Here is a 24986-nt window from a genome sequence, read left to right as displayed (position 1 = left end):
GGGCAGGGCCGGGGCGTCCTCCGCCGCCGCGGCCGCCAGCGCGGCGATGCCGGGGCGCAGTGCCGCCAGGGCTTCCTCCAGCGGCTGCGCCGGCGCGTTCAGCAGGTCATGCGCCGCGGCTTCCTGCAACCGTCGCAGCGCGAGCAGGGCGGCGAGCCGCACCTCGGCCGCGGCCGGCGCGGCGTCGATCGCGTCGCAGGCGGCCTCGAGCCGGAAGGCCTCGGCCGCGAGCAGGGACGCGCGGCAGGCGGCGACCGGGTCGGCGGCCGTGGTCAGCCGGGCCAGCGCCGCGCAGCCCAGCCGGTTTGCCACGGCGTTCGCGACGATGGTGGCGACCAGGTCGCGCCGCAGCCGATGCCGTTCGATGTAACGGGCGTAGGCGTCCCGCAGCGGCATTGGGAAATAGGCGACCAGCGCGGGCAGCAGCGCGGGCTCGTCGGGCAGATCGGAATCCGACAGCGCATCGGTCAGCCAGAGCTTGGCGAAGGGCAGCAGCGCCGCGATCTCCGGCCGCGTCAGCGCATCGCCCGCACCGATCCGCCGCGCCATCGCCGCGGCATCGGGCAGCCCCGCCACGGCGCGGTCGAGCAGCCCGGCCTGCTCCAGCCGTTCCATCAGCGCGGCCTGCGCGGGCAGCTCGTCGGGCCCGCCGAGCTGTTCCAGCGAGACGGCAAGCGACTGCTGGTGATTGTCCCGAAGCACCAGCGCGGCGACCTCGTCCGTCATCTCGCGCAGCAGCTCGTCGCGGTTGCGGCGCGTCAGCACGCCTTCGCCCTCGGCATCGGCGAGCAGGACCTTGATGTTCACCTCGTGGTCGGAGGTTGACACGCCTGCCGAGTTGTCGAGCGCATCGGTGTTGATGCGGCTGCCATGGCGCGCCGTCTCGATGCGGCCGGCCTGCGTCACGCCGAGATTGGCGCCTTCGCCGACGACCTTGGCGCGGATCTCCGCGCCGTTGATGCGGATCGCGTCGTTGGCACGGTCGCCGGCATCGGCCTGCGATTCCGTGCTCGCCTTCACATAGGTTCCGATGCCGCCGAAATAGAGCAGGTCGACCGGCATCCGCAGGATCGCCTGCATGATGGCGGCGGGCTCGGCGCGATCCGACGCGATGCCGAGCATCGCCTGTGCCTGAGGCGACAGCGGCAGCGATTTCGCGTTGCGCGGGAACACGCCGCCGCCCTCGCTGATCAGCCGCGCCTCGTAGTCGGCCCAGGAGGAACGCGGCAGGTTGAACAGCCGCTCCCGCTCGGCATAGGACGCCTCGGGGTCCGGCTCCGGGTCGAGGAAGATGTGGCGGTGGTCGAAGGCAGCGCGCAGCTTCGTCTGCTTCGACACGAGCAGCCCGTTGCCGAACACGTCGCCGGACATGTCGCCGACGCCGACCATGTCGAACGGGGCTTCCTGCACGGACCGGCCGAGCGTCTCGCGGAAATGCCGGTCGATCATCACCCAGGCGCCGCGCGCCGTGATGCCCATGCCCTTGTGGTCGTAGCCGGCCGAGCCGCCGGAGGCGAAAGCGTCGCCGAGCCAGAAGCCGTATTCCGCCGACAGCCCGTTCGCGATGTCGGAGAAGGTTGCCGTGCCCTTGTCCGCCGCTGCGACGATGTAGGGGTCGTCCCCGTCGCGCCGCACGATGCCGGGCGGCGTGACGACCGCCGTGCCCTGGTAGTTGTCGGCGAGGTCGAGCATGCCGCGGACGAGCATCTTGTAGCAGGCGATACCCTCGGCCTGGAACGCCTCCCGGTCCGTCGCCGGCGGCGGGTGCTTCAGCACGAAGCCGCCCTTCGCACCCGTCGGGACGATGATGACGTTCTTCAGCCGCTGCGCCTTCATCAGCCCGAGGATCTCGGTGCGGAAATCCTCGCGCCGGTCGGACCAGCGGATGCCGCCGCGCGCGACAGGGCCGGCACGCAGATGGCAGCCTTCCATGCGGACGCCGTGCACGAAGATCTCGCGCCAGGGGCGCGGCAGCGGCATGTCGCCGGCCAGCGCGCTGTCCAGCTTGAAGGCGATGGTGTCCTTGTCCTGGAAGAAGTTGGTGCGCAGCATCGCGTCCAGCGCGACGCGCAGCCGGGTCAGGATGCGGTCCTCGTCCGGGTTCTCGACGCCGTCGAGCAGCGCGGTCCACGCCGTTTCGGCGGCGGCCGTGTCGCGATCGGCCGCGGCCGGGTCGAAGCGGCGGCGGAAGATGTCGATGAGCAGGCGCGCCGCTTCCGGCTGCGCCGCCAGCGCCGCCTCCACCGAGGCCTGCGCGAAGGCGAAGCCCACCTGCTTTGCCCAGCGGAACATCGCCCGCAGCAACCAGCACTCGCGCCAGTCGAGTCCCGCACGCAGCACCAGCCGGTTGAAGCCGTCCGCTTCCGCCGCGCCGTTCAGCAGCGCTGACAGCGCACCGAGGATCTCGTCGAACCGGTCGTCGGGGCAATCGGCGCCTGCTTCCAGCTGGTAGACATGCAGCACCACCGGCGGGACGCCGGCCGGCGCCAGGTGGAACGGCTGTTCCTCCACCGCCCGCAGGTCGAGGCTCTCGAACAGCGGCAGCGCATCGGCGAGCGCGAGCGGCCCGCCGGCATTCACCAGGCGCAGCGTCAGCAGCCGCGGGCCGGCGCCGGGGGCGCGGCTGAGCGCGGCGCGCGGCCGGCCGGCCGCGATCGCCTGCTCGGCGAGCAGGATGTCGGCCACACCCTGCGCGGCCGTCGCCGTCTCGCGATAGGCGGCGGGAAAGGCGTCGCGCCAGCGGCCCAGCCGGGCCGCCGCTTCCGCCTCCCCTTCGCTGGCCGCGAGCGCTTCCGCCAGCCGCTCCCCGAAGCCACGCGAGACCTGCGTGACGGCCGCTTCCAGCGTGGCGACATCGACTGCCGGCACCTCGCCGGGCTTCGTGCCGATGATGTAGTGCACGCGCGCCAGCGGCGCGTCGCCCAGCGCGATGTAGAAGGCCGAGAGTCGCCCGCCATAGGCGCGCGCGATCATCTGCCCGGCGCGTTCGCGCAACCGCGTGTCGAAGGTGTCGCGCGGCAGCCAGGCGATGACGGAAACGAAGCGCTCGAAGGGATCGGCGCGCACCACGAGCGCCGCGCGCGGGCGGATCGACAGGTCGAGCGCCCGGCGCGCGCCTTCCAGCACGCTCTCGGCCGGTGCCTGGAAAAGCTCGTCACGCGGCCAGGTGTCGAGGATGTTGCGCAGCGCGCGGCCGTCATGGCTGTCGGCCTCGACGCCGGCGATCTCCACGATGTGGTCCACCTTGCGCCGCAGCAGCGGGATCGACCGCGGATTGCGGTTGTAGGCGGCCGCCGCGAACAGGCCGAGGAACAGCCGGCCGCCGATGACGCGCCCATTCGCATCGAAGATGCGCGAGGCCACCACATCCGCGTGCTGCGGGCGATGCACGGTCGATCGCATATTCGCCTTCGCCACAGCGATCGGCGTGGGATGGGTCAGCGTGGAACGCACCGCGGGGGGAATCGCCGAAAGGTCGCGCAGCGCGTCGAAGACCGGCACGGCGGGGTCCCGCAGCAGGCCGAGATTCTCATCCGCGACGATGCGCAGCGTGCCCTCCGGCCCGACCTCGTATCGGCGGTGACCGAGCAGGACGAAATTGTCCTCGGCCAGCCAGCGCAGGAAGGCCGCGGCTTCCTCGGCATCCGGCCCGCCGGCCGCGACGACTTCCGTCTCCGCCCCGTGCAGCAGGGCGAGCATCGCCGGGAAGGCGTCGGTGGCGGCGCGCACATCCGACAGCGCCGCGGCCAGCGCCTGCTCCAGCTGGTCCAGCCCTTCGGTCTGTCGGCCGGGCGGCCCGGACAGCACGGCGCCGGCCGCGCCCAGGGTGACGCGCATCATGCTTTCCCGCGCCGTCGCGGCCGGGTCGATGGCGAGGAGATGGCCCGCCGCGTCGCGCCGCACCCGCAGCACGGGATGCAGGAGGGCGGATACGGCCCGCCCGTGCAGCGCCAGGGCGGCGAGCACCGAATCGACCAGGAAGGGCATGTCGTCGGTGACGACCTCGGCGACCGGGCGCGGTCCGGTGCGGGGGCCGGCGGGCAGCACGCGGACCTTGGCGGTGCCCGGGGTGCGGTCGGTGGCGAAGGCGTAAAGGCTCGCGGCCGCGGCGGCGAGGGCCTCGGGCGGCGTCGCCGCCAGCTCGGCGGTCGGCACGGCGCCATGCAGCGCGCGCAGCAGCACCGCGGCGTCCGGCGGCAGGGCGGGGGCCAGCGCGGTCAGGGCCTCGCCGGCGGCGCGCAGCACCTCGTCGCGCGTGGTGTCGGGCAGGGCGCGAACGTCGTCCGCCATGGCAGATCCTCCAAGTTTATCGGCCCCGCGGGAGCCTGCGCCGGGGTATGGCCCGGCGTCCAGCCCGACGCTGACGCGGTCCGATGATCCGGGCTAGACTTCGCGGCATGAAGATGACGTTGCAAGACCTGCTCGCGCCGATCACGCCGGAACGCTTCTTCGCCGAGTTCCACGACCGGCAGCCCTTGCATGTCGAGGGGCATCCCGCGCGATTCGCCGATGTGCTGGACTGGGCCGGCATCAACCGCCTTCTCGACATGTCCCATGTCTGGACCGAGACGAGCCTGAAGCTGGTGCTGGACAGCGTGCCGGTGCCGCCCGCCCAGTACAGCGTGAAGGCCGTCTCGCGGGACGGCGCGCAGGTGCTGCAGCCCGTCGCCGAGAAGGTGCAGGACTGGGTGCGGCGCGGCGCCTCCGTCGTGATGAACGACGTGGACAGCCTCTCGCCCGGCCTGGCCGCCGTCTCGGGCGCGCTGGAGGAGGCCGGGCTGGGGAAGGCACAGGCCAACGTCTACATCTCCTTCCAGTCGCACAAGGCATTCCACTCGCACTACGACACGCACGACGTCTGGGCGGTGCAGGTGGAAGGCGAGAAGATCTGGAACATCTGGGAAGGCCGCGCGGACTACCCGATCCCGCACCCGATCTTCCGCGGCCAGAAGCAGGACCACCACGACCGCGCCAAGGGCGCGTTGCGCGGCCAGGTCACGCTGAAGAAGGGTGACATCCTGTATCTGCCGCGCGGCTGGTATCACGACGCGCTGGCGGAGGCGCCGAACTCCGTCCACATTGCCTATGGCGTACATTCGCCGCTGGGGATGGACGTGCTGAACATCCTGTCCGAACGCGCGCTGTACGACCCGGAGTTCCGCAAGCCGCTGCCGCGCCAGGATGGCTCGGCGCCCGCGAAATACGCGCTTTCGCAGCAGCTCGCCGCGCTCGGTGCGCGGCTGACCGAGCTGTCGCGCGACCCGAAGGTGCTCGAGGTGCTGGAGGGCTTCGTCAGGGACTACCGCTTCCGGCGCGGCGGCTACGACCTGCTTGCCGCGCGCGGTGCGGCGCCGGCCGCTGCCGCGGCGGAACCTGCGCAGGGCGGCCCGCGTTACCGCGTCGCCGAACCGGGGGCGAAGCCCGTGCGTCGCGGCAATGACTTCGGACTCAAGACCGGCAGTGGGGTGATCCCGATGAGCTACGGTGAAGTCGAGGCGACCGCCTGGATACTGGCGCGCCCGGTAGTGGCCGAGGCGGATGTGTCCGCGGCATGGCCTGCGCTCGACGCGTCGGCGCTGATCGCGCGGCTGCGCGATGCAGGGGTGCTGGCGACACCATGATCCGCCTCGCGATACTGCTGGCGGGGCTGATCGCCCTGCCGGCCAGGGCCGAGGGCCCGGCCTTCAACTGTGTGGGCGCGCTGGACCTCGAGGACGGGGTCTTCTCCGTCCCCTTCGCGCGCAACTCCGCCCGGCTGGGTGACGCTGCCCGCACCCCCATGGATTCGGTGATCGAGGCGCTGGGTTCCGAACCCGGGCGGGTCGCCTGCGTGCTGGGTCATGCCGGGCAGGAGGGCGGGGCGACGACCTCGATCCGCCTGGCCGCCGAGCGCGCCCGCGCGGTGTCGGCCGCGCTGGCCGCGCGCGGGATCGCCACGACGCGCCTGCGGTCGGAAGCGCGCAGCGCCCAGTTCAGCCCGCGGGTGCGGGCGGAAACGCCGCCGTCGCGGACCGTGACGGTCGTGGTGCTGCCGGCGCCGTGACGCGGATGGGAGGGGCAGGCCTTCCATCACTGCAGATCCTGGCATCGGGGATCAGACGGGAGCAGTCCGCCGCGTTGCTCCCCAACGTCAACCGGCACGTTTGAGCAATCCGGACCGCGATCGGCCGGCGCCGGGCATGGCGCCTTGTGCGTGTTGCGGACGCACTTCGCGCCCATGAGCAAGTCCCGGCAGCGTTCCCGGCCGTGCTGCTGGGCACCAAATGGAGGTTTGCAAAGGCCCTTCGGCCTTTGCTGGGGAGGTTTGGAGGGGCAACGCCCCTCCAACGATCGCGGCGGCCGTATCGCCGCGGTCAGCCCCGCGTTCGCTGCAGCAGCGCCGCCAGCCGAGGTTTCGCTGCTCTCTGCGCCGCCCGCTCGATTGCTCGGTAATCCGCCACCAGGCTGCGCCCCGCCTCCGTCAGCGTCGCGCCGCCGCCGCGATAGCCGCCGGTGCTGGCTTCGACCACCGGCGTGCCGACCAGGGTGTTGAGTTCGTCCACGAGGTCCCAGGCGCGCTTGTAGCTCATGGCGAGCGCGCGCCCGGCGGCCGAGATCGACCCTTCCCGGTCGATCGCCTCGAGAAGGTCGATCTTGCCTGGCCCGATTCGACCCTGCGGCAGGTCGATCCGAAGGCTAAGCAAACCGGCTTGTGGCCGGTCGCGTGGCGCCTGGCGGCTCATGGCCGGAACCGTAGAGCAGAACCCGAAAGGGTGGAATCACCCGATCGGGCGAACCTATCCGTGTACCTTTAGTTCCGCGGGCGTCGCGATCAGATCATAGGCCTTCGCGGAAGGATGGTCCGGATGCGAGACCCAGCCCGCGCCCGGACCCCCGCGCGCGAGAACCAGACCGCGGACGCCGGCGCCTGAGGCACAGGAAGTTGGCGGCCGAGAAGATCGGCCGCCGCGGCCATCATTCCACGCCCACCATCACGTCGGACGCCTTGATCACCGCGCTCGCCTTCTTGCCGGGGGCAAGGCCGAGTTCATCAGTCGCTTCGTTGGTGATCGCGGCGGTTACGGTGACGCCGTTGCCGATGTCGATACGGACATGGGCGGTGGTCGCGCCCTTGGTCACCGAGACGACGGTGCCGGGAATGACGTTGCGGGCGGAAAGCTTCACGATGTTGCTCCTTCAGCGTGCCGTGATGGTCACTGAGATATCGGCGGGCGGGGCGCCATAGGCGGCGGACGTCACCAGCAGCGCAGCACCGGCCGAGGCATAGTCCGCCGCGTTGTCCTCCGTCACGCCGCCGGCGACGATCACCAGCGGACGGCGGGGCAGGGTGGCCATGGCGCGCACCGCCTCGGCCACTTGCTCGGGGGAAAGCTTGTCGAGCTGCACGGCGTCGATGCCGGCGGCGGCGAACCACATCGCCTCGTCCACGCTCTCGGCCTCGACCGTGATCTTGCGTTCCGGCTGGGCGTTGCGGAGCTGCTCGACCCACAGATGCGGGGGCATGCGGCCAAGGAAGGCGCGGTGCTGGGCAAATACGAGCACACTGTCCGACAGGCCGAGGCGGTGCGGGATGCATCCCCCCGCCATGATCGCCCGCAGCATGACGTCCTTTGCCCCTGGCAGGTGCTTGCGGGTGCAGGCGACGGCGATGTTCGGCCGGCCCTTCCGCGCGGCGGCCAGGATGCGCCTGGCGCGGCTGGCGATGCCCGAGGTCACCTCCATCAGCGTCTGCGCCACCTTCATCCCGTGATGCAGGGCACCGGCGTCGCCTTCCGCGACCAGCAGGTCGCCCCCGGCCTCGACCTGGGCGCCGGTGGCAGCCACCCGCCGGGTTCCGGTGCAGCCGGCGAGCAGCATCAGCCGCTCGGCTTCCTCGACGCAGCAGGCGGTGATGGTGGTCCGCGTCCGGAACACGGCTTCCCCGCGGCGTTCGACGATGGCGAGGCCGCGTGTGGTGAGGTCCCCGTAGGGGACATCCTCCCGCAGCATCGCGAGCAGCCTTTCGTCAGGCAGCTGGTAGGGCATCGGGCGCTCCGCTTCCTGCCGCGCCAGTCGCGGCCGTCCCCATGCGATGGTCGAAGGTGACCGCCTTGACCAGTGCCCAGACTACCATGCCGGTATGCAGTTGCAGCCGTTGCACGCTGTCCCGGGTGATCCGCGCCAGCAATTCGCTGGGCCCGATGGCGAGGCGCACGAAGACCTCCTGACCCTCGCCGGCCGGCTGGATGTCGGTGAGGGTGCCGCGGAGGACGTTCCGGGTGGACAGGCCCTGCGGTTCCGAAACGGCAACGGCCACGTCGCGGGCGCGGACCCGAACCCGCAGCCGCGTGCCCGGCGGGCCGGGCCGGAGGATGGTCAGCAGCGCCCCGCCAGGGAAGTCGAGCCGGGTCAGCGCATCCGCCGGCGCCTCCCCCACCGTGCAGTCCAGCAGCACGCCGGCGTCCCGCCGGGCGGCGAGCGGCAGGTCGGTGCGCGCCGCCAGTGCCGCGACCGGGCCGTCGGCCAACACCCGGCCCCTGTCCATCAGCACGAGATGATCGGCGAGGGCATCGACCTCATCCAGCGCATGGGTGACGTAGAGGATCGGCAGCCGCGCCACGTCACGCAGCCGGGCGAGGAAGGGCAGGACCTCGGCCCGCCGCGCCGCATCCAGCGCCGCCAGGGGTTCATCCATCAGCAGCAGGCGCGGGCGGGCGAGCAGGGCGCGGCCGAGGGCGACGCGCTGCCGCTCCCCACCCGAGAGCCCCGCCGGCCGGCGACCCAGCAGATGCGCGATACCGAGCAGCGCGACCACTTCGTCGAAGCCCGGCCCCTCGGCGCTGCGCGGGGCGCGGCGCAGGCCGTAGCGCAGGTTGGTCTCCACGCTCAGATGCGGGAACAGCCGCGCATCCTGGAACACCACGGCGCAGCGCCGGCGTTCCGGCGCCAGGGCGATGCGGCGGGCGGTGTCGAGCACGACGTCGCCGCCGATGGCGATCCGCCCTTCCTGCGGCCGCAGCAGCCCCGCGACGGCGGCCAGCACGCTCGTCTTGCCGCAGCCGGAGGGGCCGAACAGCGCGGTGACGCCGGTCTCCGGCGCGTCGAAGGCGACATCCAGCGCGAAGCCGTCGCGCCCGAACCGGTGTTTCAGAACGATCTGCGGCATCAGGCGCGGCCGAGCAGGCGATGCATCCGCCGGGCGATGAGTTCCGCCAGCAGCAGCCCGGCGATCGCGAGGCTGAAGGAGATGGTGGCGAGACGGGCGGCGGTCGCTTCCCCGCCCGCCGTCTGGGTCGCGGTGTAGATGGCGAGCGGCAGGGTCTGCGTCTCGCCGGGGATGTTGGACACGAAGGTGATGACCGCGCCGAACTCGCCAAGGCCCGCCGCGAAGGCCGTGACAGCGCCGGCCAGGATGCCCGGGGACATCAGCGGCAGGGTGACGGTGAGGAAGCGGTCCATCGGCCCGGCGCCGAGGGTGCGCGCCGCCGCCTCCAGCCCCGTATCGACCGTGTCGAGCCCGAGCCGCACCGCGCGGACGATCAGCGGGAAGGACATCACGGCGGTGGCGAGCGCCGCCCCGTCGGTCGTGAAGACCAGCCTGATGCCGAACCAGTCGTTCAGCGGCCCGCCGATCGGGCCGCGGATGCCGAACAGCATCAGCAGCCCCCAGCCCACCACCACCGGCGGCACGACCAGCGGCAGGTGCACCACCGCATCCAGCAGCATCCGCCCCGGAAACCGGCCGCGCGACAGCAGCCAGGCGACGCCGATGGCCGGCAGCAGGGAGACGGCGACGGACCGGCCGGCCACGTCGAGGCTCAGCCGGACCGCCTGCCATTCCTCGGCGCTGAGGCCGAGATTCATGCAGCCCTCACTGGGCGATGCTGAAGCCGAAGCGCTGCCAGGTGGGCCGCGCCTCGGGCCCGGTCAGGAAGGTGAGGAAGGCGCGCGCCTGGGCGTTGTCAGCCGCCCGGCGCGTGAGCGCGAAGGGATAGGTCACCGGGGTGTGGCTGGCGGCAGGGAAGGTGCCGACTACGCGCACGCCCTGGCTCGCCGCCGCATCGGTGCCGTACACGATGCCGAAGGGCGCTTCGCCGCGTTCCACCAGCAGCAGCGCGGCGCGGACATTGTCGGCGCGGGCAAGGCGCGGGGAGATCGCATCCCACTGCCCCATCCAGGTCAGCGCCGCCTGCGCGTAGCGGCCGACCGGCACATGCGCCGGGTCGCCGGTCGCGATGCGGCCATTCGCGCCGAGCATCGCAAGCAGGTTCGTCTCGCGCGTGATCGTCACCGGCTGGGCCGAGGCGGTCGGCGCGACGAGCACCAACGAATTGCCGAGCGGGCTCGTCCGCGTGTCGTTGACGATCAGGTTGCGCTCCTGGACGTAGTTCATCCATTGCTCGTCGGCGGACATGAACAGGTCCGCCGGCGCGCCCTGTTCCATCTGTCGTGCGAGGGCTGAAGACGCAGCGAAGGAGAAGCGCGGCGCCGGATTGCCGCGCGACGCCCATTCCTGCCCGAGGGCGCGCATGGCGTCGGTCAGGCTGGCGGCGGCGAAGACCGTCACGGCCTCCTGCGCCCGCGCCGTGGAGGCGCCGGCAAGGCTGAGCGCGGCGGCGGCCGCGAGCAGGACACGACGGAGCATGGGCTGAACTCCCGCTTACGTTATATGTGTACGGAAATAGCCGAAGGGGTCCGCGCCGTCCATCGCCGCGCGGGGACGAGGAATGCAGACGACGACATGGAGTGCCACGCGCCCCGGCGAGATCGAAGGCGGCAAGCCCGACCGCGCCGACGCGGCCATCACCTTCATCGGGCGTATCCGCACGCCTTTCGCCACGCCGTCCGACTGTCCGCATCGCGGGAAGCCGGATGGGCCTGTGTGCCGGATCGAGGTGGACGAACCCTGGCGCCCGGCGCTGCACGGCATCGAGGCCGGCTCGACGATGCAGGTGCTGTACTGGATGCATCTGGCACGGCGCGACCTGCTGGTGCAGGCGCCCAAGGGCCGGCCAGCACCGCTCGGCACCTTCGCGCTGCGTTCGCCGAACCGGCCGAACCCGATCGCGTCGTCGGAGGTCGTCGTCGTCGAGGTAACCGCAGAGGGGGTGCTGGTCCGCGGACTGGATTGCGTGGACGGGACGCCGCTGGTCGACCTGAAACCGGTGCGGGGCGTTACGGACGTTCCGTAGCCGCCGGCGAATCGCTGCCTATCGGGACATAGCGGAGGGGTGACGCCTCATTTGCGCGAGGATTGGCGGCAGCGGTCGCATCAGGAAGGGGCTCTGCCCCTTCCCGAACCCTTCCCCGGCAAAGGCCGAAGGGCCTTTGCAAACCTCGATCTGGCGCTGCGCGCGAAGGGTCGGGACATGGTCGTCACAGGGTTCCGCGCGAAGGGGTTTGACGTCAGGAGAACGGGCGTTTGCGCCCGGCGCCAAATCATGGCGGTCCAGGCCATCCATGGCCTGGCGGGGTGAGGTTCGGAGAGGGGCAGCGCCCCTCTCCGATCTCGCCTTCACCCCAGTCCGATCTCAGCCACCAACGGCGGCGGCGGTGCCATTCGCCCGCACGCCGAGGATATGGGCGATCGCGTAGGTCAGTTCCGGCCGGTTCAGCGTGTAGAAGTGGAACTCGTCCACGCCGTTCGCCTGCAGCGTCCGTACCTGTTCCGCTGCGACGATGGCCGCGACCATGCGGCGGATTTCCGGATCCTCCTCCGTGCCCTCGAACAAATGTCCGAGCCAGTCGGGGACATGCGTCCCGCACATCGCCGAGAACCGCGCCGCCTGCGCGAAGTTGGACACCGGCATGATGCCCGGCACGATGGGTGCGGTGATGCCGGCCGCGAGGCAGCGGTCGAGGAAGCGCAGATAGGTCGTGGTATCGAAGAAGTACTGCGTGATGGCCCGCGTGGCGCCGGCATCCAGCTTGCGCTTCAGGTTGTCGAGGTCGTCGCCGGGGCTCGCCGCCGCCGGATGCGTCTCCGGATAGGCGGCGACCGAGATCTCGAAATCCCCGATGCGCCGCAGCCCGCCGACCAGCTCGTCGGCGAAGGCGTAGCCGCCCGGATGCGGCGCGTATTCGGTGCCCACCGGCGGATCGCCGCGAAGGGCGACGATGTGCCGCACGCCCGCATCCCAGTAGCCGCGGGCGACTTCGTCGACCTCCTCCCGCGTCGCACCGACGCAGGTGAGGTGCGCGGCGGGCACGAGGTCGGTCTCGCGCGCCAGCCGCGACACCGTCGCGTGCGTGCGCGCATGGGTGCTGCCGCCGGCGCCATAGGTGACCGAGACGAAGCGCGGCCGCAGCGGGGCCAGGCGCCGGATACAGGCCCAGAGTTGCTGCTCCAGCGCCTCGGTCTTCGGCGGGAAGAACTCGAAGGACAGCAGCGGCGGCGGGTGACCGGCACCGCGCACCGGCAGCGGGCCGATGCGCTCGCCGGCCAGCCAGCGTTGCAGGGTTGGCGTCGACATGTTCATGCTGTGCGCGCCGCCTGCGCCGCCGCGACCATGTTCGCGATGGCCGGCTTCACCTCGGGCCACTTGCGCGTCTTGAGCCCGCAATCCGGGTTCACCCACAACTGGTCCGCAGGCAGGCGGTTAGCCGCCGCCGTCAGCAGCGCCGCCATCTCACCCACCGCCGGCACGCGCGGGGAGTGGATGTCGTAGACGCCCGGCCCGATCTCGGCGGGGTAGCGATAGGAGGCGAAGGCGTCGAGCAACTCCATCTGCGAGCGCGCCGTCTCGATGGAGATGACGTCGGCATCCATCGCGCCGATCGAGGCGATGATGTCGTTGAACTCCGAGTAGCACATGTGGGTGTGGATCTGCGTTGCGTCCGCGACGCCGGAGGCGGTGATGCGGAAGCTCTCCACCGCCCAGTCGAGGTAGTGCTGCCACTCGCCCCGGCGCAGCGGCAGGCCCTCGCGCAGCGCGGCCTCGTCGATCTGGATGACGGCGCAGCCGGCCTTTTCCAGGTCCACCACCTCGTCGCGGATGGCGAAGGCGATCTGGCGGCAGGTGGCGCTGCGCGGCTGGTCGTCGCGCACGAAGGACCAGTTGAGGATCGTGACCGGGCCGGTGAGCATCCCCTTCATCGGCTTCGCCGTCAGCGACTGGGCATACTCCCACCAGGCGACCGTCATCGGCTGCGGGCGCGCCACGTCACCGAAGATGATCGGCGGGCGCACGCAGCGCGAGCCGTAGGACTGCACCCAGGCATATTTCGTGAAGGCGAAGCCGGAGAGCTGCTCGCCGAAATACTGCACCATGTCGTTGCGCTCGAACTCGCCGTGGACGAGCACGTCCAGGCCGGCTTCCTCCTGCCACTGCACGGTGCGGGCTGTCTCATCGCGCAGGAACTGCTCATACGCTACGTCGCCGATCACGCCCTTGTCGTGGTCGGCGCGCGCCTTGCGCACTTCCGGCGTCTGCGGGAAGGACCCGATGGTCGTCGTCGGGTAGGCCGGCAGGTTCAGCCTGGCCCGCTGCACGCGGCGCCGCGCGGCGAAGGCCGATTTGCGCCGCGCAAGTGTCGCGTCCTTCTGTGCCGCACGCTTCTGCACCGCGGGGTTATTGATGCGCGGGGAGGTGCGGCGCGACGCCACTGCGGCGGATGCCGCATCCAGCGTCGAACGCACCGCGTCGCGGCCCTCATTCAGCGCGCGCGCCATGGCTGCCAGCTCCGCGACCTTCTGCACGGCGAAGGCGAGCCAGTCGCGGATCTCGGGGTCGAGCGCCGTCTCGCGGTCGAGGTCGATCGGCGTGTGCAGCAGGGAGCAGGAGGGTGCGAGGATGACGTTGCGCCCGGCTTTCACGACCGGCTCTACGCGATCGAGGATCGCGGAGAGGTCGGCCTTCCAGATGTTGCGCCCGTCGATCACGCCGAGCGAGAGAACGAGGTCGGGCCGCGCGCCCGCGACCACGGCATCGAGCTGCTCCGGTGCACGCACCAGGTCCACATGCAGCCCCTGCACCGGCAGCGCCAGCGCCGTGGCGAGGTTGTCGCCGAGCCCGCCGAAATATGTCGCGAGCATCAGCTTCAGCCCCGGCGCGGCCTTGACCAGCTCGGCATAGGCGAGGCGCAGCATCTCGCGATCGCGGTCATCGAGGTCGAGCACCAGGCATGGCTCGTCGATCTGCACCCAGTCGGCGCCCGCTGCGGCAAGGCGCTTCAGCACCCCGGCATAGATGGGCAGCAAGGCGGGCAGCAGGGCGCGCTGGTCGAAGCCCTCGGTGCGGCTCTTGCCGAGCTTGAGGAAGGTCACGGGCCCGATCAGCACGGGGCGGGTGAGGATGCCCTGGGCCTTGGCTTCGAGGAACTCGTCGATCGCCTTGGTCGAGGACAGGGCGAAGTGCTGGCCCTCGGTGAACTCCGGGACCAGGTAGTGGTAGTTCGTGTCGAACCACTTGGTCATCTCGGCGGCCGGCGCGCCCTCGCCTTCATGCGCATGGCTATGGGTGCAGCCTTCGTGGTGCACGTGCCCGCCCTGCGAGCCGCGCGCCATCGCGAAGTAGGTGGCGAGGCCAACCGGCCCACCCTTCCAGCCATAGATGGCCGGGACGGCGCCCACCATCGCGCTGGTGTCGAGCATCTGGTCGTAGAGCGAGAAATCGTTGGACGGCACGATGTCCGCGCCGAGGTCGCGCTGGCGTGCCCAGGCCTGCCCGCGCAGCCCGGCGGCGGTGGCGAGCAGCGCGGCCGCATCGGACTTGCCGGACCAATGACTTTCCAGCGCGGTCTTGAGCTCTCGCCGGGGGCCGATGCGTGGGAACCCCAGCGTGGCGACGGTGACGGTCATGGCAGCCTCAACCCTTGTTGTGGGCGGGCCGCGGGAAGGCGCACGGGCATGCTGGCGCGGCAGGGCCGGCGCGTTGCTGCCACGGGCGACCCGCCCGGACACCCCGCCGGAGGACGTTATGTGCCGGGGCAGGTCTCCTGGCTCGCGGGTCGCTGCGGCTGCCCGGCCTTCCCGGGGCGAGAGCCCCAGTGACCATGGTGGGCAGCCGCTCACCGCTGACAGTTGCGGGGGCAGCTCCGGCATCGCACCGGATTCCCTCTTAGCTCCGCGCCGCCGTGACGGACGGAGAACCTCGACACGGCGGAGGATGCCGTGCGCCACCGGCCGAGTCAACGTCATTTAAACATATCCTTATATCATCATCAAAATGCGACGTCAGGCATGGCACGGCGGGCGCCGGAAGGGCATGATGGCGGGGCGAACAACGAAGGAATCGCCGGATGACCACAGTCAGCATGCCGCGCCGTGCCGCGCTCGCGGGTCTGGCGACGCTGCCGCTCGCCGCGGGCGGCGCCCAGGCGCAGGCATGGCCGAACCGGCCCATCCGGCTCGTCGTTCCCTTCGCCGCCGGCACCACCACCGACATCTTCGGCCGCGCGCTCGGCGCCGCGCTGTCGCAGGCGATCGGCCAGACCGTGGTGGTCGAGAACCGCAGCGGCGCCGGCGGCAACATCGGCGCGGCGGCCGTGGCGAAGTCGCCGGCCGATGGCTACACCATCCTGCTCGGCACAAGCGGCACGCATGGGGTGAATGCCAGCCTCTATCGCGACCCGGGCTTCGATGCCGTGCGCGACTTCGCGCCGGTCGCCGCCTTCGTCACAACGCCCGTGGTGCTCGCGGTGCGGCCCGAGCTCGGCCCGGCGGATTTCCCGGCTTTCGTCGAACTGGCGAAGCGCCGTTCGCAGCCGCTGACCTTCGCTTCGGCGGGCAACGGCACGACCGGCCACCTGTCGCAGGCGCTGCTCGACCAGAAGGCCGGGACGCGCACGATCCACGTGCCCTATCGCAGCGGCGCGCAGGCGATCACCGATCTGCTCTCGGGGCAGGTGGACGCGATGTTCTACCACTCGCTGCCGCTGATGCAGTTCGTACAGGACGGCAAGCTGCGCCTGCTCGCCGGCACCGGCGCGCGGCGTACGCGCAACCTGCCGGACCTGCCGACGATGCAGGAACTCGGCCTGCAGGGCTTCGTGGTCGAAGGCTGGTGGGCCGTCTATGCGCCGGCCGGCATGCCGCAGGAGATCATCCGCCGCCTGAATGCCGCGACCAACGCCTTCCTTCAGGAAGGCAGCACGGTCGAGATGCTGCGCAATCAGGGCGTCGAGGGTCTGGGCGGTACGCCCGAGGCACTCGGCGAGCGTACGGTGGCAGAGGTCGCCAAGTGGCGCGAGGTGATCCGCGCCGCCGGCATCGAGCCCGGCTGACGCGCGACTTGCAGCGACGGGGCAGGGGCATTCTTCTGCCCCGGAACCACACCGGAGAGAACGCGATGACACGCCCCCTGCCCATCCTGCCGACGACCGTCGTCGGCAGCTATCCGCAACCCGCCTGGCTGGTCGATCACGATATCCTGCGCGGTCGGCTCGTGCCGCGCGTCCGGGTGCCGGAACTGTGGCGCATCCCCGGGGACCACCTGACCGGGGCGCAGGACGACGCGACGCTGGTCGCCATGCGCGACATGGAACGCGCCGGCATCGACATCATCACCGATGGCGAGATCCGGCGCGAAAGCTATTCCAACCACTTCGCATCCGCGCTGGACGGCATCGACCGCGACAGGCCGGCGGAGGTGGTCGGCCGCACCGGCAAGCCGACCGTCGTGCCGCGCGTGACGGGGCGTGTGCGCCGTGCCCGGCCGGTCGAGGTGCGCGACGTCGCCTTCGCCCGCGCCAACACCGACCACCAGGTGAAGATCACACTGCCCGGCCCCTTCACCATGACACGGCAGTCGAAGAACGAGTTCTACGGCGACGATGCCGAGCTCGCGATGGACTTCGCCGCCGCGCTGAACGAGGAGATCCGCGACCTGAAGGCCGCCGGCGCGGATGTCATCCAGCTCGACGAGCCCTGGATGCAGGCCTTCCCGGATGAAGCCCGCCGCTACGCCATCACTGCGGTGAACCGCGCCCTGGAGGGGATCGAGGGCACCACCGTCATCCATCTATGCTTCGGCTATGCGGCGATGGTGAACGACAAGCCGAGCGGCTACTCCTTCCTGCCGGAGCTGTCCGGCGCGATGGCGCAGCAGATCTCGATCGAGGCGGCGCAGCCGAAGCTCGACCTCGGTATCCTGAAGGATCTGCCGGGCAAGACGGTGATGCTCGGCATGCTCGACCTCGGCACGAAGGAGGTGGAGACGCCGGAGGTGGTCGCTGAGCGCATCCGTGCCGGCCTGCGCGTGCTGCCGGCCGACCGGCTGGTGCCGGCGCCTGACTGCGGCATGAAGTACCTGCCGCGTGACCGCGCCTTCGCCAAGCTGAAGGCGCTCGCGGATGGCGCGGCGATCGTACGGAAGGAACTCGGCGCGTAGGGAGCCGGGCGAGCGGGCCGTCGAGGCCTGATAAGCGAAGATTCGCGGTTTTCGCTTGAGTCACGAGGCCATGGCGGCTGACATGACGCCGCCATGGCCGACACAGCATCGCCCGCCTGGGTTGGGCTTTTCGACCTTTTTCGCATCGGCATCGGGCCGTCGAGCTCGCACACCGTGGGCCCGATGGTCGCCGCGCGGCGCTTCGTCTCCGAACTGCCGGCGGATGGCTTCGTGTCGGTCGCCGTCGATCTCTACGGGTCTCTCGCGCTCACCGGCAAAGGCCATGCGACGGACCAGGCGGTCATGCTCGGGCTGCTCGGGGAGCGGCCGGACACGGTCGATCCCGATGCGGTTCCCGGGATGATCGCGCGGTTGCGGGAGACGCGCGCATTGCCGGGGCCGGGCGGCACGACGCTGCGCTTCGACCCGGATGCCGACATCCTGTTCCATCGGCGCGAATCCCTGCCGCAGCATCCGAACGGGCTGGCCTTCCGGGCGATGCCGCGGGAGGGCACGCCGCTCCGCCGCGTCTTCTTTTCCGTAGGCGGCGGCTTCATCGTCGAGGAAGGCGAAGACGGCGCGTCCAACGATGGTGGCGTCCCCGCCGTTCCATATCCCTTCGAGACATCGGCATCTTTGCTCGCCGTGGCCGAGGCGGCGGGCCTGTCCATCGCCGAGCTGCAACGCGAGAACGAACGGGCCACGCGCGACGACGCCGAGATCGCGGAGGGCATCGCGCGCATCTGGGCAGCGATGGGCGCCTGCATCGACCGCGGCCTGCGGCAGACCGGCGAATTGCCGGGCGGGCTGCATGTACGCCGCCGGGCCCCGGGGCTGTATCAGCGCCTGCTCAATCGCGAGGGCCGCAACGAGGTGGATCCCCTGCTCGGCATGGACTGGGTCAATCTCTACGCGCTCGCGGTGAATGAGGAGAACGCCGCCGGCGGTCGCGTCGTGACCGCGCCGACCAATGGTGCGGCCGGCATCGTGCCGGCGGTGCTTCGCTACTACACCACCTTCGTCCCTGGCGCGGACCAGCGTGGCATTGAGACCTTCCTGCTCGCCGCCGCAGCGGTCGGGTCGCTGATCAAGCGAAACGCTTCAATCTCCGGCGCCGAGGTCGGTTGCCAGGGCGAGGTCGGCTCCGCCTCGGCGATGGCTGCGGCGGGGCTCGCCGCTGCGCTCGGCGGCAACAATGCCCAGGTCGAGAATGCGGCGGAGATCGGGCTCGAGCACAATCTCGGGCTGACCTGCGATCCGATCGGTGGGTTGGTTCAGATCCCCTGCATCGAACGCAACGCGCTGGGCGCGGCGAAGGCGATCAACGCCGCGCGGCTCGCGCTACACGGGGACGGCATCCACCATGTCAGCCTGGACCAGGTGATCCGAACCATGCGCGAGACCGGGCGCGATATGTCGTCGAAGTACAAGGAGACGTCGCAGGGCGGGCTGGCGGTGAACGCGATTGCGTGTTGAGCGCGGGGCCTGCGAGGGAAGTGGCTGGGGGACCTGGACCCCCAGCGTGCGGCCGATAAGCCATTGATCTACTGAGCCGGAAGGCCCGGCTGGAGTAGGTGGTGTGACCATGGTGGGACAGTGCGGCAGGCGCGACAATAGCCCGCGCAGCGCTCGCGGTGAGATCCCGTTGTGCTGGGCATATGACGGGCGAGCAGTCGCACGGGGGGCTTTATGGGCGAGGACGAGATTCGAGCGCATGGCCGTTCCGCTCTGCACCGCGCAGAGATCGAGGCGAGTTCGCTGTGTGGATGCTTCTCTTGCTGCGGGACTTTTCCTCCCGCTGCCATCAAGGACATGGACGGACGGCAGCCAAACTGCGCTGTGCCCCATTTGCGGCGTGGATGCGGTGATCGGCGATGCATCCGGCTGCGCGGTGGATGCGAAGTTCCTGGCCCGCATGAACCGGCACTGGTTCTGATCGGGCAGGCAGCGAAGAGAAGGAAGGTGCACACCGGCGGCGGTGTTCAGAGATCGGCATCGACGGTGCTCTGGCGGCGCACGCGTCTCCTTCGCTGAACTCAGCCTTCCCAGGCGGATTGCGGGGCAGCCGTTATCGCTCCGACAGCCATACCCTGACCGCGCCCCGTGTCCCGCATTGCTGGCATCGGAGCAGCCGCGCCAAGTCCCGCAGCCGACACGTCGCCCCGCCATACCGGTGCGGCCCCAAGGCCGTCCGGTGCCCGCAGCGGCACGCCACCGCAACCCACTGCCCGGCCTCCGCAGCGTCCGACGCTGACGCGTCCAGCATCGAGACTGCACCCCGGCGGGGCTTCATGGCGCATCGTCCCCAGCGGCGGACCGGAAGCCAAGCCGGCGAGCGAACCGGCGGACTACCCGGTGTTGCGGCGGGTTGGGCTGGGTGTCTGCCTCCAGCATGGCGACGACGCTGTCGATCATGGGCAGGGGCAACGCGGGGTGCCAGGCGAGAAGCACGGCCCGCATGTCCTCCGTGACCGTCTGCGCGGTGTCTCCCCGGGCAACGGCGATCTGCCGGACTTGGTCCAGCCGGCGCATCGTTGCGGCGGTCAGTAGGGCGTGGAGTGGAGGGCGGTCGGGGCGTTTGGGCGGCGGGGACGTCCGACATGCCCGGGAGGATGCCCCAGGAAAGAGAACGTAGCAAGAACACTGGCGAGCGATCCAGGTGCATCCCGCAGTCCGGACGGAGTCCAGTGGCCGGGAACGAGAGCCCGAACGTCTGCCGCGAATGTGACCGCGACATCCTTGAGCCACGGGCGGTCAGCGGTAAGACTCATATCCGTAACGTTTCATCGGCTGGGCGAGGAACCGTGGTGGACGGTGCGGGCAGAGGCGGGCCGGAACTGCGGACAGTCGGCGAGACAGCGACCCCTAGAACGCGCGGCCGGCGGCTTTCCGACAAGTTACTGGTCGCCTTCCATCACGCCTGCGATCAGCGCGACCTGGAAGTAGCCGGGGAACTTCTGCGGACGCTGGAGCGGATTGCGACCCGCCCAGGACCAAGCCCGAACCGGCGCAAGGACGTAGACAGCTTGGTGGCGGCCTACGAGCGCCTTTGGGCGCTACGCCACCCTGATGACGCCGCAGGCTTTTAGGAGATGGCCGAGGTAACCGCCCGACCTCCTTCAATGACGGAGAGGTAAGGGCACCGCGTAGGCTCGCGGCGCTGGTCCTCGAAGGCCAGTTGTGCAGGCAGGACGTCCGCGCACTCATCTTCGAGCATGCTCTGGTGGCTGGCGTCGGCCGCCTCGGCCCGCCGCCACGCCCATACACGGGCCGCCGGGTCTGTGTTCGCCATGTTGCCCCAGGAGACGGTTACCGCGAGAGGACCGGCGATGATCTCAAGGCTGGGGCCTTCCTTCACCAACGCCAACCAAGCCCAGCGCAGGTGCCGCTCTGTGATGCGGCCGTAGAGATCAAGGCGTCCGATGGTGCTGGAGAGGGACCGCGGCCCGGCCTCAAAGGATAGCGACGATAGAACGGCCATTGGCGGCCTCCCGGGGGTGAAGGTGTTAGATAGTGCGCGCCCGGAAGGGACTTTCTATTCACAAAATACTCACATTTAGATCAAAAAAAGAGACGAACGAACATTCGTGTAGGGCCAAAGCACCACAGCGCCCTGAGGAGTTGGGGGGTGGAGCTGAGGGGATTGTGCACCGCAGCGCCACCAAACCCAGCAATATGAAGGCATTCAGGCGCCAGCCGGCCGGCTGGTGGAGCAAAGTGTGTAGCTGAAACGAGCAAACCGGGCGAGAGGGGTGTTCGGCCTGCGTCGGCGAGCCGCTCACCATCCCGTGACATAATCGCTCGTGGGTGCTGTAGTCGGGTGGCTAGGAAGCCGGGGGTTGATTTGATCTCTATAATCTCATGGATTGCGGTCCTTATCGGTGCCGCTCTTGCTGCCTTTCAAATCGTTGAAGTCCACCTCGCCGCAGTGAGTGCGCCTCAGCAAGCAGCAGGCGCCGGGCTCGCGTTGGCCTATGTCATCATCCCTTATTGCTTTGCTCGGGCGATCGAGAGTTTGGCGCGAGGCAGCGCCGTTGCTGAGCCTCAGGGGATGCCTCCCAGCCTGAACGCCAGCGTTGACGCGAGCCCTAGGGCGGACGCGAGTTCCGAGGCCGTTGCCCGGCCACGCTATCCCGCCGGCGCAGACGGCTGGCGAAAGCTCATTTCGGACGCTGAAAAGCAAGGTTGGACTGCATCAACCACGCTCGGCGGCGTCACTTTTCGTCATTCAGCGACGGGCCGGCAGGTCAAAGAATCGACCATGGAGAGTGCCGTTGTCGCGCTTGATCTGCGAGCTTAAGGCCGTGCGCCGTGCGGCCCTCATGATGTATGTCGCGCTGGCTTTCCCCGCGTTGGCAGACGATCGCGTGCCAGCACCTGGGGGTGCCGCGGCGACGGGTGCGGGCGGCGGGAACGCGGGGACACCGACGCTCACGCGACAGGAAGCTGAGCGTCGCGCGGCCATTGTTCGTTTCGGAGCCCAAGACGCGTGTAGGAGGGGCATTCTGTCACGCGCTGCCGGATCGGGGGCGCCCATGATGGTCTTGCAGTTCCGAGGCCCGCCGTCCGAAACGGTGGAGGGCGACAGGCTCGTGCTGCGCGGTATAGCTTCGGTTCAGAATGGCCCGTCAGGTCGCTACCTAGCGACGGGCACATTCACCTGTCGATACGGGCTCGAATCTCATACGAGCGAGATCGAACTTGGCAGCGATTGGTCGTTCGGCGGGGCGATGTGGTGACGAAGTGGAGTCCCCGTGCGGCCTGCTAGTTCGGGATGACGGAAGGGTAGCCCCTTCTGCCTACAAGTCAGAAGCGCGCCAGATGTTCTTCATGGCCGTCGCCGTCCCCTGCCTGTTCGCCTGAGCAGGGCGATCCTCGATAGCCCCACGGCAGGTCGGGGGCACGCTATCCCAGTGACGTGTCGCCCACTTCCCGATATGGATGAGGGACTTCCCAGTCTCTCAATTTTTTGATGATGTCGACCTATGTCCGAGAACAACGATATCATCGACTGGTCATCAAAGCAGTTGCCGTGGGTAGGCGACGCCCTCCGACGACACGCAAGCTCCGAATCCTTTGTCCTGTCCCAGGGGGACAAAGATAAAATTGAGAAGAACGTCCGGCATGCCGCGGGATTTCTGGTTGATCCGGCACCCACTTACACTGCTGTAAGTGTAGATCAGCTAGGTTCGGGGAGCGCTGATACCTCGCGTCCCGTGCTATGCTCTCTTGGGCCTGTTGAACACATAGGGCGGCTTGCCAGAGACCAACGTCTCTCTTTTGCGCTCGATGGCGTGACCCTGATTTACGGCGACAATGGAACGGGGAAGAGCGGTTACTGTCGCATCACCAAGGCTCTCTGCCGCAGTGCGACGAGAGACAGTCTACTTGGCAATATATTCGAGGAAGGGACCAAGCCGTCAGCGCGCGCTTTGGTCCGCTATATCGCGAAGGACGGCGATCCCGTCGCCGAAGAGCAATGGACAGATGGCTCGCCCACGCCGAAGGCGCTGCGCAACATCTCTGTCTTCGACTCTTCCAACGCGCGTTTCTACATCGACAAGCAGAACCGTGTCGCATTCCTTCCGCGCGACATCGCGATCCTCGAAAGCCATGCTGCTCACCGCAGTGAAATGGATGCGACGTTCACGGCTGAACGAAAAGCTCTGGACGGTCAAATCAAGGTGCCGCTCCCGGGTGGGTATGCGCCCGATGGGATGATCGCAACGAAAGTCATCGCGGCGCTGCTTCCGAGGAAGGTTCTTCCAACCCCGGAATACATCGCGGAACTCGCAACCTTAACACCTTGCGAAGAAAACGAACTCGCATCGCTTGTGACAACGCTTGCCCAAGATCCAGCTGCCATGGCCGCATGTTATCAGCGCTGCGGCACAGCGCTGACTTCGACTCTCGCGACGCTCGAACTCATCGAAGTCAGCTTGGCGGCGAGCATCACTGCCGATCTTAGGGCGAAAGTGGATGCCGCCGTGACGGCTGCGACTGCGGCTAACATGGATGCGGACACGCGGTTCAGTAGCGAGTCGCTTCCCGGGGTGGGGCGGGAACCGTGGAAGCTGATGTTTGAATTCGCGAGCGCCTACATCGCCGCAAATGACCTTGGTGACGAATTACCCCACGCAGTAGGAGACCTTTGTGCGCTCTGCCAGCAGCCGTTGGACTCACAGGCAAGCGCACGGGTCGAACGCTTCAAGAAGTTCATCGCCGGAGAGGCGAACAAGCTTGCTTCAAAAACCAAGGTTGAACTTGAGCGCGAGCTAACTGTGCTGAGAGAGCTCTCGCTTCCTTCGAAAGCGATGGTGCAGCGGGACTTGGCCGAGTTCGCAGCCATGTCCACGGAACGGAATGCCTTGGCCGAAGGCATCAAGGCATACATCGAGGCCTCTATCGCTCATCGGAACATCCTACTGAAGGCAGCAACCTCTGGCGACTTCACCGAGGTTTCCGCACTCCCCGCCTCGATCGTAACCGATGTCAAAACGGAAATCGTGACACTGTCAAATGAAGCACTGGCGCAAGCTGCGCTAGCTACCGATGATGTTGAAAAAACGAAATTGGTTTCTCGCCTCTCATCTCTTAGAGACAAGCAATGGATGAAGAACAACGTGAGCGTCATTAAGGCGCGCCGTGATGCATTAGATCAGCACGCGAAGCTCACTAAATGCTTAAGTCTCGTCGGTAACCTTCAACTCTCCAACTTGATCACGACTGTTCGCCGTCGGGTGGTTGCGACAGGCCTTCAGGTGGGTATACAGAAGGAGATCGAGAATCTTGATCTTATGCATCTCCCGTTTGCCGTGAGTGATAAAAGCGATGACGGCGCCAGCTACTTTTCAGTCGGACTGAAGGCAAAGGTCGCAGCGCCCAATCGCGAAGTGCTTAGCGAAGGTGAGCAACGTGCGCTGGCTCTGGCGTGCTTCCTCGCTGAGGTCGAAGCTGACACGGCGATGCATGGTCTGGTGATCGATGATCCTGTGTCATCGCTTGATCACATCCGCATTCGCAAAGTCGCCCAGCGTTTGGTCGCGGAAGCAAGCAAGGGCAAGCAGATCATCATCTTCACGCACAACATGCTGTTCTTCAACGAAGTCAGGGAGGCCGCAGCCGCAGCCAACCCACAGGTCAAAGTGCATCAGCAGGTCGTCACCAAAACCGAAAGCGAGGGATTCGGTGTCGTCTCGGGTGACGAACCTTGGGCGACTCAGAAGGTTTCAACTCGAATTGCTGCCCTTCAGAAGCGGCCAAACCAAATCGAGAAGGAATTTCAGGACTTTAACACCGAAGAATATCGGCGAGTTGTGAAGGATTTTTATACTGATCTGCGAGAAACATGGGAACGGCTCGTGGAAGAGGTGCTTCTAGGGAAGGTCGTCGAGCGCTTCAACACCGATGTCAAAACGCTGAGCCTTAAGACCGTCGTCGTTGAGGATGACGACTATGGGAAGATCTATTGGGCGATGAAACGCGTTTCCGAACGATCAGGACACGACAGCGCCGCTCCGAAACAGGTAGTTACGCCGACTCCAGCTGAAATGAGATTAGAATTGAAGGAGATCGAACAGTTCCGATCGGTTATTACGGATCGATCCAAGGAGGCGGAGAAGCGGCGAAAGAAGAAAGAGAATCCCCCTGTCGCAACAATTGCTTGAACGCTCAATC

The 24986-nt window shown here is 68.5% G+C and carries 18 protein-coding genes and 1 riboswitch; of the genes, 7 read left to right on the top strand and 11 right to left on the bottom strand.

The window, feature by feature from the left end:
- Positions 1–4290 (bottom strand): NAD-glutamate dehydrogenase (locus tag GXW78_RS24195; RefSeq protein WP_211871480.1); only part of this gene is annotated, 4290 nt, incomplete at its 3' end.
- 107 nt (positions 4291–4397) lie between these two features.
- Between GXW78_RS24195 and GXW78_RS24190 the strand changes: the two genes are divergently transcribed.
- Positions 4398–5621, top strand: a complete 1224-nt coding sequence (locus GXW78_RS24190; RefSeq protein WP_211871479.1) for a cupin domain-containing protein — start codon at positions 4398–4400, stop codon at positions 5619–5621.
- Positions 5618–6043 carry an OmpA family protein gene (locus tag GXW78_RS24185; protein ID WP_211871478.1) on the top strand — a complete coding sequence of 142 codons (426 nt, stop codon included), beginning with the start codon at positions 5618–5620 and terminating at the stop codon, positions 6041–6043. The genes GXW78_RS24190 and GXW78_RS24185 overlap by 4 nt, the downstream gene beginning before the upstream one ends.
- A 310-nt stretch (positions 6044–6353) precedes the next feature.
- Here GXW78_RS24185 and GXW78_RS24180 read toward each other — a convergent pair whose 3' ends face one another.
- The 6 genes from GXW78_RS24180 to modA all read right to left on the bottom strand — a co-directional run bounded on the left by GXW78_RS24180 (position 6354) and on the right by modA (position 10624).
- Entirely contained in the window at positions 6354–6722 is a 369-nt protein-coding gene (locus GXW78_RS24180) for a winged helix-turn-helix domain-containing protein (protein ID WP_211871477.1), read from the bottom strand.
- Positions 6723–6954: 232 nt separating this feature from the next.
- A complete protein-coding gene (locus GXW78_RS24175) occupies positions 6955–7164 on the bottom strand; it encodes a TOBE domain-containing protein (RefSeq protein WP_211871476.1) in 210 nt (69 codons plus the stop codon).
- 12 nt (positions 7165–7176) lie between these two features.
- Positions 7177–8025 carry a ModD protein gene (gene modD / locus GXW78_RS24170; RefSeq protein ID WP_211871475.1) on the bottom strand — a complete coding sequence of 283 codons (849 nt, stop codon included), beginning with the start codon at positions 8023–8025 and terminating at the stop codon, positions 7177–7179.
- The gene (modC, locus tag GXW78_RS24165) at positions 8006–9145 is read right to left on the bottom strand and encodes a molybdenum ABC transporter ATP-binding protein (RefSeq protein ID WP_211871474.1); all 1140 of its coding nucleotides are present in this window, start codon (positions 9143–9145) and stop codon (positions 8006–8008) included. The genes modD and modC overlap by 20 nt, the downstream gene beginning before the upstream one ends.
- Positions 9145–9843: a molybdate ABC transporter permease subunit gene (gene modB, locus GXW78_RS24160; RefSeq protein WP_211871473.1), complete on the bottom strand. Its 699-nt coding sequence runs from the start codon at positions 9841–9843 to the stop codon at positions 9145–9147. The genes modC and modB overlap by 1 nt, the downstream gene beginning before the upstream one ends.
- Before the next feature lie 7 nt (positions 9844–9850).
- Positions 9851–10624, bottom strand: coding sequence for a molybdate ABC transporter substrate-binding protein (gene modA / locus GXW78_RS24155; protein WP_211871472.1), 774 nt, complete (start codon positions 10622–10624; stop codon positions 9851–9853).
- A gap of 82 nt (positions 10625–10706) precedes the next feature.
- Between modA and GXW78_RS24150 the strand changes: the two genes are divergently transcribed.
- Positions 10707–11171 (top strand): SAM-dependent methyltransferase, encoded by a 465-nt coding sequence (locus tag GXW78_RS24150; RefSeq protein ID WP_211871471.1) that lies wholly within the window; start codon positions 10707–10709, stop codon positions 11169–11171.
- Positions 11172–11510: 339 nt separating this feature from the next.
- On the opposite strand, the gene metF is transcribed toward GXW78_RS24150, so the two are convergent.
- Together metF and metE are read right to left on the bottom strand one after the other, a co-directional pair.
- Entirely contained in the window at positions 11511–12452 is a 942-nt protein-coding gene (metF, locus tag GXW78_RS24145; RefSeq protein ID WP_408904214.1) for a methylenetetrahydrofolate reductase [NAD(P)H], read from the bottom strand.
- Positions 12453–12454: 2 nt separating this feature from the next.
- A complete protein-coding gene (gene metE / locus GXW78_RS24140; protein ID WP_211871469.1) occupies positions 12455–14779 on the bottom strand; it encodes a 5-methyltetrahydropteroyltriglutamate--homocysteine S-methyltransferase in 2325 nt (774 codons plus the stop codon).
- Between the two features lie 110 nt (positions 14780–14889).
- Positions 14890–15089, bottom strand: a riboswitch (cobalamin riboswitch).
- A 130-nt stretch (positions 15090–15219) separates the two neighbouring features.
- Here metE and GXW78_RS24135 point away from each other — a divergent pair.
- From GXW78_RS24135 to GXW78_RS24125, 3 genes are all read left to right on the top strand, one after another.
- Positions 15220–16203, top strand: a complete 984-nt coding sequence (locus GXW78_RS24135) for a Bug family tripartite tricarboxylate transporter substrate binding protein (protein WP_211871468.1) — start codon at positions 15220–15222, stop codon at positions 16201–16203.
- Positions 16204–16268: 65 nt separating this feature from the next.
- Positions 16269–17309, top strand: coding sequence for a 5-methyltetrahydropteroyltriglutamate--homocysteine methyltransferase (locus GXW78_RS24130; protein ID WP_211871467.1), 1041 nt, complete (start codon positions 16269–16271; stop codon positions 17307–17309).
- 93 nt (positions 17310–17402) lie between these two features.
- The gene (locus GXW78_RS24125; protein WP_211871466.1) at positions 17403–18785 is read left to right on the top strand and encodes an L-serine ammonia-lyase; all 1383 of its coding nucleotides are present in this window, start codon (positions 17403–17405) and stop codon (positions 18783–18785) included.
- A gap of 813 nt (positions 18786–19598) precedes the next feature.
- Here GXW78_RS24125 and GXW78_RS24120 read toward each other — a convergent pair.
- Positions 19599–19841, bottom strand: coding sequence for a hypothetical protein (locus tag GXW78_RS24120; protein WP_211871465.1), 243 nt, complete (start codon positions 19839–19841; stop codon positions 19599–19601).
- Positions 19842–20394: 553 nt separating this feature from the next.
- On the bottom strand, positions 20395–20790 hold the full coding sequence (locus GXW78_RS24115; RefSeq protein ID WP_211871464.1) for a hypothetical protein: 396 nt from the start codon (positions 20788–20790) through the stop codon (positions 20395–20397).
- A 1504-nt stretch (positions 20791–22294) separates the two neighbouring features.
- On the opposite strand from GXW78_RS24115, the gene GXW78_RS24110 reads away from it, so the two are divergent.
- On the top strand, positions 22295–24976 hold the full coding sequence (locus tag GXW78_RS24110; protein WP_211871463.1) for an AAA family ATPase: 2682 nt from the start codon (positions 22295–22297) through the stop codon (positions 24974–24976).
- Positions 24977–24986: the final 10 nt, after the last annotated feature.

Source organism: Neoroseomonas terrae, assembly GCF_018129025.1.
GTDB lineage: Bacteria > Pseudomonadota > Alphaproteobacteria > Acetobacterales > Acetobacteraceae > Neoroseomonas > Neoroseomonas terrae.
The sequence above is the reverse complement of the archived record's forward strand: the minus strand, read 5'-3'. Positions and strand labels throughout refer to the sequence as shown.